The sequence below is a fragment of the Geobacillus sp. DSP4a genome, assembly GCF_013096875.1.
In the GTDB taxonomy this organism is placed as follows: Bacteria; Bacillota; Bacilli; order Bacillales; family Anoxybacillaceae; genus Geobacillus; species Geobacillus thermophilus.
Genome location: NZ_SDLD01000065.1, coordinates 1 through 10,635 on the forward strand (window position 1 = coordinate 1; position 10,635 = coordinate 10,635).

At 53.8% G+C, this 10,635-nt stretch carries 8 protein-coding genes, 1 pseudogene and 1 riboswitch; of the genes and pseudogenes, 7 read left to right on the top strand and 2 right to left on the bottom strand.

The features are described 5' to 3' along the window. Positions 1 to 397: 397 nt before the first annotated feature. Positions 398 to 559: pseudogene (locus ETC02_RS15430) on the bottom strand (IS982 family transposase); the annotation flags it as partial. 239 nt (positions 560 to 798) lie between these two features. On the opposite strand from ETC02_RS15430, the gene ETC02_RS15435 reads away from it, so the two are divergent. Beyond that, the gene (locus ETC02_RS15435; RefSeq protein WP_050368752.1) at positions 799 to 2,052 is read left to right on the top strand and encodes a methyl-accepting chemotaxis protein; all 1,254 of its coding nucleotides are present in this window, start codon (positions 799 to 801) and stop codon (positions 2,050 to 2,052) included. A 135-nt stretch (positions 2,053 to 2,187) separates the two neighbouring features. Continuing rightward, positions 2,188 to 2,301, top strand: a riboswitch (TPP riboswitch). A gap of 18 nt (positions 2,302 to 2,319) precedes the next feature. On the opposite strand, the gene ETC02_RS15440 is transcribed toward ETC02_RS15435, so the two are convergent. Next, entirely contained in the window at positions 2,320 to 2,478 is a 159-nt protein-coding gene (locus ETC02_RS15440; RefSeq protein WP_155266780.1) for a hypothetical protein, read from the bottom strand. Between ETC02_RS15440 and thiC the strand changes: the two genes are divergently transcribed. The 6 genes from thiC to ETC02_RS17520 all read left to right on the top strand — a co-directional run. Continuing rightward, entirely contained in the window at positions 2,456 to 4,144 is a 1,689-nt protein-coding gene (gene thiC / locus ETC02_RS15445) for a phosphomethylpyrimidine synthase ThiC (RefSeq protein ID WP_015373895.1), read from the top strand. The two genes, ETC02_RS15440 and thiC, sit on opposite strands and share 23 nt — an antisense overlap. A 591-nt stretch (positions 4,145 to 4,735) precedes the next feature. Beyond that, positions 4,736 to 5,914, top strand: a complete 1,179-nt coding sequence (locus ETC02_RS15450) for an aminotransferase class I/II-fold pyridoxal phosphate-dependent enzyme (RefSeq protein ID WP_171698395.1) — start codon at positions 4,736 to 4,738, stop codon at positions 5,912 to 5,914. Next, complete coding sequence (locus ETC02_RS15455) at positions 5,911 to 7,566, top strand: thiamine pyrophosphate-binding protein (RefSeq protein WP_033009540.1); 1,656 nt, start codon at positions 5,911 to 5,913, stop codon at positions 7,564 to 7,566. The genes ETC02_RS15450 and ETC02_RS15455 overlap by 4 nt, the downstream gene beginning before the upstream one ends. 70 nt (positions 7,567 to 7,636) lie before the next feature. Next, positions 7,637 to 9,118 (top strand): aldehyde dehydrogenase family protein, encoded by a 1,482-nt coding sequence (locus tag ETC02_RS15460; RefSeq protein WP_047752293.1) that lies wholly within the window; start codon positions 7,637 to 7,639, stop codon positions 9,116 to 9,118. 157 nt (positions 9,119 to 9,275) lie between these two features. After that, positions 9,276 to 10,436, top strand: coding sequence for a saccharopine dehydrogenase family protein (locus ETC02_RS15465; protein WP_050368185.1), 1,161 nt, complete (start codon positions 9,276 to 9,278; stop codon positions 10,434 to 10,436). Between the two features lie 15 nt (positions 10,437 to 10,451). Continuing rightward, the coding region (locus ETC02_RS17520) for a hypothetical protein (protein ID WP_216367856.1) at positions 10,452 to 10,635 on the top strand (184 nt) is incomplete at its 3' end.

Below are 10,635 nucleotides of genomic sequence, written 5' to 3' on the forward strand. Positions count from 1 at the left end.
CGCAAAGAGCCGTTCCGCCAACCACAACTTATTTAGTCTAGCCAAAAGGCAGACAGGTTATACGAGATGCCTAAAATCGGGCACCTCTGCTTTCCTATTGCCTTTTTTGGCCATTTTCAGTATACCCTCACGGATCAGGAGCGTATACCGCACTCACCAAGTGGTGGGGATTTTCACGGAAACGTACAAAGGAATTTCATATTATATGAAGAAAGAATTGTAATACATTTCCGTTTTGCACTCCGCAAAGTGCTACTTGCTTAGAAAAAGCGGAGACATTACTATATAAGTTGAAACTTTGTTTTACATCCAGTAGAACGCCCGCTGCATTCTATCAAAATGACTTGTTATGAAGGAAAACAGAATCGAACAATCGGAAAATCTTTATTGCAACTTATATAGCAATGATCACCGTATCTTCTTGTTTCACCAAATGACGATTGCGACGTTGAAGATAGAATTGAATTTGTGACAGCTGGGCAGAAACAAAAAAGAAAATGACTGCATATTGTTTTTGAATCTTTGCTTGATCTGTAGTAAAATGAAAGTGCTCTTGCATGGGGATTCTCCTTTCGAATGTTGGATAGCACTTTCATTCTACAGGAGATCCACAAGCAAGGGCTATTTTTATGCTTACTCGATTTTATCTAGCACCACGGGTTTTTGATGAACTCCTGTCATATAAAGGATGTCCGGTTGGGCGCTAAAGAAGGAAAACCAATGCACGTTGACGAATATGTCAATGCTACAGCAGCAGACAAAAATTTTTCGACAATAGGAAAAAAGGAGGAGAAAGGGTTGTCGTTAAGCGTTTATATCATTCGCACGATGTTCGTCGTCATTCCCGGCACGGCGGCGATCGGCCTTGCGATATGCCTGGCCAATGGCATTCGCGGGGCGGCGTTTTGGTGGACGCTTGTTGCTACAGTGCTGTTTGGCGCGATGCTCGGCTTCGTTTCGGCAACGCTCAACTATCGACGGTTTGTTGCCCCGATTGCCGTTATTAACGAACATTTAGGCAAGATGACAGGCGGAGATTTGACGGTGCGCGTACCGCTTGATCGCGTGCAGCAGCTGCGGCCGATTGCGGCGTCGTTAAACGATATGGCAGACGCTTGGCAAAGTGTGATGGGGCAAATCCAACATCATGCCGAAGAAGTAGCGCAATATTCTCAGCAGCTTGCCGCTGTCGCCGAACAGACGACGAAAGCGACAGAGCAAATTGCGACAACGATGGAAACGCTTGCGGCAAGTGCGGAGGAGCAGGCTGATGCTGTCCGCACCACCGCCGCGTCCGTGCATGATATTTCCCAAACATTGAGCGACGTCGCTTGCCATACGAAAGATGTGGCGCACCGCGCCGAGAAAACGTCGGCGAAAGCAGAGGACGGCAAGCAGTCCATCGGACAAATGTCCGAGCAAATGCAGTTCATTTACGACCACGTTCAAGCGCTTGGCCAGGTCGTTCAAAGGCTCGGGGAGCGCTCGAATGAGATTGGACAAATTACGGAAGCGATCACCGGCATTGCGTCGCAGACGAATTTGTTGGCGCTCAATGCCGCGATCGAAGCGGCGCGCGCCGGCGAGCAAGGGAAAGGGTTTGCGGTTGTCGCGGATGAAGTGCGCAAGCTAGCAGAACAATCCGCGCGCTCCGCGCAACAAATTTCCGAGCTGATCGGCTACATTCAAGAAGAAACGAAGCGGGCGGTTTCGTCTGCCGAACAGGTGATCTCCGAAGTAGCGAAAGGATTGAACGTGGCGGCGGCATGCGGTCAATCATTCGCCCATATTCGTGAGGAGGTCAGCCAAGTGAGTCAACAAATTGGACAAGTCTCATCCGCCATCGAGCAAATGAAGGAGCATGCCCGCCAAGTGAACGACGCACTCCAACAGATGACCAATATTGTCGAACAGTCAGCGTCCGGTGCGGCCAACGTATCGGCAGCGACGCAGGAACAAATGGCTTCCGTCGAGGAAATCGCCTCTTCGTCGACATCGCTCGGTCAGATGGCGGACGAGATGCGGGCAATGCTGAAGAAATTTTCTGTGTGAGTGAGGAAAAGGACGCTTTCTTCGAGAAAGAGGGGCTTTCAAACGACGTGTGGGAGTCAACGTTTGGAATAAAATGGTTTGCATCTTTGCCAATTGCCTGATAAAATAAAAAAAGTCAGTCATCATTGTTATACGCTCATCTGCTAGGGGAGTCCGGGAGCCGGGCTGAGAAAAGAACGCGATGAAGTTCTTTGACCCTTTGAACCTGATCTGGGTCATGCCAGCGTAGGGAAGCAGGCAGCGGGAACAGATGGACGCACAGGCTGTTCATTTGGCCTTTTTGCCTTGATCGGGTTCCGTTCGTTTTGCGGAACCCGTTTTTGCGTAAATATCCCCCGTTTTTGCCTCTCTTTTGCTGGTGCGGCTGCAGGTCTCAACCACCATTTCAAAGGAGGAAAGCCGCATGGAAAACATCCGCTCGTTCATGTCATTTCCAGCCAGCCGCAAGGTGTACATTGAAGGATCGCGCAAGGATGTGCGCGTGCCGATGAGAGAGATCGTGTTGTCGCCGACGAAAACGCCGCAAGGAACGGTGGAAAACGAGCCGGTGCGCGTCTATGACACAACCGGTCCATACACCGATCCTCATTTTGAGCCGGACGTCGAAAAAGGATTGCCGCCTCTTCGCCGCAACTGGATTGTTGAGCGCGGCGATGTCGAAGAAGTGAAGCCATCAGCGACCGCCGGCGTCCGCCCGCTGCCGTTCGTGCGCCGTCCATTGAGGGCAAAGCCCGGAAAAACCGTAACGCAAATGCATTATGCCAAACGGGGAATCATCACACCAGAGATGGAGTTCGTCGCCATCCGTGAACGAATCGACCCCGAAATCGTTCGCCAGGAAGTAGCGGCCGGACGGGCGATCATTCCGGCGAACATTAATCACCCCGAGAGTGAGCCGATGATCATCGGCCGTCGTTTCCATGTGAAAATTAATGCCAATATCGGCAACTCGGCCGTTTCATCCTCGATTGAAGATGAAGTGGAAAAGCTGCTTTGGGCGGTGCGTTGGGGCGCCGATACGGTCATGGATTTGTCGACCGGCAAACACATTCATGAAACACGTGAGTACATCATCCGCAATTCGCCGGTCCCCGTGGGAACGGTGCCGATTTATCAGGCGCTCGAAAAGGTAGGAGGGGTGCCGGAGAAGTTAACGTGGGACGTGTATCGTGAGACGTTGATGGAGCAGGCGGAGCAAGGAGTCGACTACATGACGATCCACGCCGGTGTGCGGCTTCATTACATTCCGCTCACCGCCAACCGGACGACCGGCATTGTCTCGCGCGGCGGCTCGATCATCGCCCAATGGTGTTTGGCCCACCATGAAGAAAACTTTTTGTATACGCATTTTGAAGAAATCTGCGAGATTTTGAAACAATACGATGTCGCGATCTCCCTTGGCGACGGCTTGCGCCCCGGCTCCATCGCCGATGCGAACGATGAGGCGCAGTTTGCCGAACTGGAAACGCTTGGCGAGCTGACGAAAATCGCCTGGAAGCATGATGTGCAGGTGATGATCGAAGGGCCGGGCCACATTCCGATGCATAAAATTCGCGAAAATGTCGAGCGGGAACAGGACATTTGCCATGGAGCGCCGTTTTATACGTTAGGGCCGCTTGTCACCGACATCGCGCCGGGATACGATCACATCACGTCGGCGATTGGCGCCGCCATCATTGGCGCTTATGGAACGGCGATGCTTTGTTACGTAACGCCCAAAGAACATTTAGGGCTGCCGAATAAAGAGGACGTACGCGCCGGGGTCGTGGCCTATAAAATCGCCGCCCATGCGGCTGATCTGGCGAAAGGGCATCCGGCCGCCCAGCAGCGTGACGATGCGCTCTCGAAAGCGCGCTTTGAGTTTCGCTGGAACGACCAGTTCAACTTGTCGCTTGACCCGGAACGGGCTCGTGAGTACCATGATGAAACATTGCCGGCCGAGGCGGCGAAAACAGCTCATTTTTGTTCGATGTGCGGGCCGAAGTTTTGTTCGATGAACATTTCGCACGAGCTGCAGCGGCAAATCAAAGAGGAAGGGATGAAAGAAAAAGCGCAACAATTTATTCGGCAAGGCTCGTCGCTGTATCAATGACAAGAAGCGGGCTGCGATGCTCGGCATGGTGGAGAGAATATGGAAGTTCGATCAACGGAAAAAGCATGAGCTGGAAAGCGCTCAGTGCTGATCGAAGCAGCGGAGGGGGGCCATCGCCCCTCTTGTTTGTTGTGCAAATTGGTGCGGTTCCTTATTATTTTAAAAATATATAATTTTTAAAAAATATATTTACAAATCGTTTCGGATTGATTATGATAATGGCATAAGGTGCAAATTTCTAGTCATAGAATGATCATGCGGGGAAAACTGCGCAGTCTATCGCGACGCCTTCGCCGGCGCTTCGCTTCCATAGACAGCGGCCAGTTGCGTCATCGAACCGTGGATGATGCCGGCCGCTTCTTTTTATGGCGAAAGGGCCGGGTTTCAGAAGGTTGATCGCGTTTTTCTAGCAGCTTAGTGAAAAAATAACCACTTCTCCTGCATCGACCGCTTTTCGAGAAAAAAGATTTTGATGATGTCTTGATGTGAGAAAGCCATTGGTATGATAGGCTGCTTCTTGAACGTGAGACGGGCATGAGGGTGATGGGCGTGCGCATAAACTGAAACGAAGGGCCATGAGGAGGGATGGGATTGAACACATTTTCCGATATTGTGCAGACGATGCCGCCATATTTGTTCTCCCGATTTCAGAAGAAAAAAGAAGAATTGCTAAAGCTCGGGGTCGATGTCATTGATTTAGGGATCGGCGCCCCCGATTTGCCGCCCCCTTCCTTTATCATCGAAGCGTTGAAAGAAGCGCTCGATGCGCCAGAACACTATACGTATTCGCCGTATGGCGGCTGCAGGGAGTATCGGGAAGCGGTCGCGCGTTTTTATGAACGGGAATATGGCGTCAAGCTCGATCCGGAGACCGAGGTGTTGGCGTTAATCGGCTCGAAAGAAGGAATCGTCCATTTGCTGCAAGCCGTTCTCAATCCCGGCGAGCTCGCCTTAGTGCCTGATCCAGGCTATCCTGTCTACCGGACGGCCGTCCATTTTGCCCGCGGCCAGAGCCGATCGCTGCCGCTCGATGCGCAACATGGTTATATTCCTCGGTTTGATGCGCTTCCCTCGTCCGTTTATGACCAAGCGAAAATCATGTTTCTCAATTATCCGAGCAATCCGACGGCCGCCGCTGTCGATTTGGATGTATTGGCCGAAGCCGTTTCACTTGCCCGTCGGCACCGGATGTTCATTGCTCATGATGCGGCCTACTCGTTCGTGACGTTTGCCGGTTTTCAAGCGCCGAGCATTTTGCAGGTGGACGGGGCAAAGGAAGTGGCGGTGGAATTTGGATCGTTGTCCAAAAGCTATAACATGGCCGGCTGCCGCATCGGATACGTGGTCGGAAACCGGGACATGATTCGAGCGCTTTCGGTGATCAAGAGCAACACGGATACGTGCCAGTTTATTCCGATCCAGAAGGCGGCGGTGGCCGCTTTGATGAACGGACAGACGTTTATTCGAGAAAATAGCCGCATTTATGAACAACGCATGAATAGGATGGTCGAGAAACTCCGAGAACTGGGCATCGACGTGCAGCGGCCGAAAGCGACCTTTTTCTTGTGGATCCCGGTCTATGACGGATACTCATCCGAACGATTTGCCGCCAAACTGCTCGAAGAAGCGGGAGTCATCGTCACACCGGGAACAGCGTTTGGACCCGCAGGGGAAGGATATGTCCGCGTATCGCTGTCAGCGCCGATGGAGCGTCTGCAGCAAGCCGTTGAACGATGGAAGCAAGTGAATTGGGAGGAATCGGCGCCATGAAGCGAACGATGCGTCACATCACGGTGGCTCAAGCCATCGTCGAATGTTTCAAACAGGAACAAATCCGTTATGTGTTTGGTGTGCCGGGGGAAAGTTATTTGCCCCTCCTTGATGCCATCTATGATGAGCCATCCATTGAGTTCATCTCCGCCCGCCATGAAGGGGGTGCTTCCTTTATGGCGGAAGGGTATGCGAAAGCGTCGCAAAAGTGCGGCGTCGTGCTGGCTACAAGGGCGGTCGGCGGAGCGAATTTGGCGATTGGCGTCCATACCGCGAGGCAAGATTCCACTCCGATGGTCGTGTTTTTGGGGCAAGTGAACAGCCGCTTCCTAGGGCGTGAAGGATTTCAGGAAGTCGATATGGAAGCGTTTTTTCGTCCGATCGCCAAATGGGCGGTCGAAATTCGCGAAGCCGAGCGGGTGCCAGAGCTGGTGCAACGGGCGTTTCGCACCGCGAAAACAGGGCGGCCCGGCCCCGTCGTCGTTTCACTGCCAGAAGATGTCTTTTCCAAAACGATAGCGGAAGCAGTGATAGCCGAGACCGATGTGCCGAAGCCGGCACCAAGGCAAGAAGATATACAGCACATTGAAGAGATTCTGAAGCGCGCCAAACGGCCGCTCGTGATTGCTGGCGGCGGCGTCAAATGGTCGGGAGCGGAGCAGTTGCTGCGCTTATGGGCGGAAAAGTATGCACTTCCGGTCATGGCGGCGTTCCGGCGGCATGACGTGTTTCCCCACAACCATCCGTGCTATGTCGGACACCTAGGTCTAGGGTCGCCCAAAGCGGTCATCGAAACGGCCGAGCAGGCGGATGTGGTGATGGCATTGGGAACGCGGCTATCGGAAGTAACGACACAAGATTACCGTTTGCTCTCTCCCAATCAGACGCTGATTCACATCGATATTGACAGCGATGGATTCGGAAAAGTGTATGCACCGGATCTCGCGGTTTGGGCTGACTGTCAGGAAGTGCTGTCCCGTTTGCTCGATCTCGCGGTGCGGCCGTCTTGGCAAGAATGGGCGGCTGAACGGAGGAAACGGTACGAACAAACAGCCAGGCTGCCGGTGGAACATCGCAATCTCTATGAAGCTGTGATGGCAAGTTTGGCGCGCCATTTGCCAAAAAATGCGGTCATTACGAACGATGCCGGGAATTTCGCCGGTTGGCTCCATGCTTTTTTCCCGTTTGGGGATGGGCACACGTACATCGGCCCGACGTCAGGAGCGATGGGATATGGCATGCCGGCCGCCATTGGCGCGAAACTGGCCTTTCCCGACCGGACCGTCGTTTCTTTATCCGGGGATGGCGGCTTTATGATGACGGTGCAGGAGTTGGAAACGGCCGCTCGATACGATATTCCGATCATCAGCATTGTGTTTAACAATCATATGTACGGCACCATCCGCATGCATCAAGAATTGCAGTTTCCGGGGCGGGTCATCGGCACCGATTTAGGCCGCGTGTCGTTTGCCCGTTTGGCAGAATGCCTAAACGGCCGCGGGTTCCAAGTACAGACGGAACAACAGTTCACGGAAGCGCTTCTGTTGGCGCTTGAGGCCAAGAAGCCGACGGTGATTGAAGTATTGGCCGATCCGGACCACATTTCGGTGGCCGCCACGATCCAGGACTTGCGGGCCAAGAGGAAGTCCTGACGATCATCGCTCGGCGTTCAATGTATAAATTATCTCAATAAATCATCTGGAAAAATGGGGGGAGTATACAGTGAAAATCCAAAACTATATCAATGGAGAATGGAAGGAGCCAAGCACCGGGCAATTTGCGCCGGTGATTAATCCGGCGACGGGGGAAACGATTGCCGAGGTGGCGATGTCCGGGCCAAACGATATTGATGAGGCCGTTCAGGCAGCCAAAGAAGCGCAAAGACAGTGGGCGCTCGTGCCGGCGCCGAAACGCGCGGAAGTTTTATATCGAGTCGGCATGCTGCTAAAGGAGCGGAAAGAACAATTGGCACGGCTGTTGACGATGGAAATGGGCAAGGTGATCGAGGAAGCGCGCGGCGAAGTGCAGGAAGGCATTGATATGGCGTTTTATATGGCGGGGGAAGGGCGGCGGCTGTTCGGCGATACGACGCCGTCTGAGCTGAAAGACAAGTTTGCGATGAGCGTCCGCGTGCCGGTGGGGGTTGTCGGCATCATCACTCCTTGGAACTTTCCGATTGCCATCGCAACGTGGAAGTCGTTCCCCGCGATTGTGGCCGGCAATGCGGTCGTATGGAAGCCCGCGCCCGAGACACCGATCATGGCGCAGGAATTAGCTCGCATTTTTGAAGAAGCGGGCTTGCCTCCGGGAGTGTTTCATGTGGTCCACGGTGACGGACCGACAGTCGGCAATGCGCTCGTCGAGCATCCGGATGTCAAGGTCATCTCATTTACCGGATCGAATGAAGTCGGGCGGATGATTGCGGAAAAATGCGGACGACTGTTGAAAAAAGTGTCGCTCGAAATGGGTGGGAAAAACGCGGTGATCGTCATGGATGATGCCGATTTGACATTGGCGGTTGACGGCATCATCTGGAGTGCGTTCGGCACATCAGGCCAGCGGTGCACGGCGTGCAGCCGGGTCATCGTCCATGAGCGGGTGAAACAGGAGCTTGAGCGGCGTCTGCTGGAAGCCGTGAAAACATTGAAAATCGGCAACGGGTTGGATGAAACGGTCAAAGTCGGACCCGTCATCCATGAAGAGGCGCTGCAAAAGATCGACCGCTACGTGCGCATTGGTGTAGAAGAAGGGGCGAAATTGCTGATTGGCGGTCATCGACTGCGCGAGGGCGACTATGCGCGCGGCTTTTACTACGCGCCGACGATTTTCACCGATGTCACGCCGAATATGCGCATCGCCCGCGAAGAAATTTTCGGCCCGGTTGTATCGATCATGTCCGTCCGCAGTTTGGACGAAGCGATCGCCGTCAACAACAGTGTCGATTACGGGCTGTCAAGCGCCATTTTCACCCGCGATGTCAACCGCGTCTTCCGAGCAATGCGCGATTTGGACACCGGCATCGTGTATGTCAACGCCGGCACGACAGGGGCGGAAATTCATTTGCCGTTTGGCGGCACGAAAGGGACGGGCAACGGCCACCGCGACTCCGGCGTCGCGGCGCTTGACGTCTTCACCGAATGGCGGAGCATTTATGTCGATTTCAGCGGCAAGCTGCAACGGGCGCAAATCGATACCGATGATTGAACCGGGCTGTCGCTTGCAACATGGTCGGCAAAAGAGAAGCGAAGATCAACGTGGAACCTATATCGTGAATCGAAGCGGCGGCCGCGGCAACGATGTGAAAACAGCGGCTGTCATGTAAGCGTATGGCAAACAATCGGTGACAGAGGGGGAGAGAACGATGAAAGTGCTCGTGCTTGGAGCGGGGCTGATGGGAAAAGAAGCGGCGCGCGATTTAGTACAAAGCCAAGATGTTGAGGCGGTGACGCTGGCGGATGTCGATTTGGCTAAAGTGGAGCAGACGGTGCGGCAGCTTCATTCCGAAAAGCTTGCCGCTGTGCGGGTGGATGCCGGCGATCCGCAACAACTGGCAGCGGCCATGCAAGGGCATGATGTCGTCGTCAATGCCTTGTTTTACCGCTTCAATGAAACGGTGGCGAAAACAGCGATCGAAACGGGTGTCCATTCGGTTGATTTAGGCGGCCATATCGGCCATATTACCGATCGGGTGCTTGAGCTGCATGAACAAGCCCAAGCCGCTGGGGTGACCATCATCCCCGACCTTGGCGTCGCGCCGGGGATGATCAACATTTTATCCGGCTATGGGGCGAGTCAACTCGATGAGGTGGAATCCATCTTGCTGTATGTTGGCGGCATCCCCGTCCGCCCTGAGCCGCCGCTGGAGTACAACCATGTGTTTTCGCTCGAGGGGCTGCTTGACCATTACACCGATCCGTCTCTCATTATCCGCGACGGCCAAAAGCAGGAAGTGCCGTCGCTTTCGGAAGTCGAGCCGATTTATTTCGACCGGTTCGGGCCGCTTGAAGCGTTTCACACCTCAGGCGGGACGTCGACGCTCTCGCGCTCGTTTCCGAACTTGAAGCGGCTCGAGTACAAAACGATCCGCTACCGCGGCCATGCAGAAAAATTTAAGCTGCTCGTCGATTTGAACTTGACGCGCCACGATGTGGAAGTGGAGGTCAATGGATGCAAAGTCAAACCGCGCGATGTGCTGCTTTCCGTCCTGAAGCCGCTGCTTGATTTGAAAGGGAAAGATGATGTGGTGTTGCTTCGGGTCATCGTCGGCGGCCGAAAAGGCGGGAAGGAAACGGTATTGGAATACGAGACCGTCACGTTTAATGACCGCGAAAACAAGGTAACGGCGATGGCGCGCACGACGGCCTACACCATTTCCGCTGTCGCCCAGCTCATCGGCCGCGGGGTGATCACAAAGCGCGGCGTCTATCCGCCGGAGCAAGCCGTGCCAGGAGAGGTGTATATTGAGGAAATGAAAAGGCGCGGGGTCGTGATTAGCGAGAAACAAACGATTCGCCCTTGCTAAAAGGAGAGGGAGCGAATGAACAGGCAGCCGATGGGAAGCCGCGCGAAGCCCGAACAGGCTGCCGATAAAGAAGGGGCTGACCCAAAAGTCCGCCAAAAAGCGGACTTTTGGAGTCAGCCCTCTCTGGTTTTTGTATATTTTACCAAACGGAACAAAATTCCGACTCTGTTCTCCCCCTCATTTACGCCACCAAGGACAA

Excerpts from the sequence above, each read along its gene's own strand:
- thiC (WP_015373895.1), top strand. The coding sequence starts at position 2,456 with ATGGAAAACATCCGCTCGTTCATGTCATTTCCAGCCAGCCGCAAGGTG.
- ETC02_RS15440 (WP_155266780.1), bottom strand. The coding sequence starts at position 2,478 with ATGAACGAGCGGATGTTTTCCATGCGGCTTTCCTCCTTTGAAATGGTG.
- ETC02_RS15455 (WP_033009540.1), top strand. The coding sequence starts at position 5,911 with ATGAAGCGAACGATGCGTCACATCACGGTGGCTCAAGCCATCGTCGAA.
- ETC02_RS15465 (WP_050368185.1), top strand. The coding sequence starts at position 9,276 with ATGAAAGTGCTCGTGCTTGGAGCGGGGCTGATGGGAAAAGAAGCGGCG.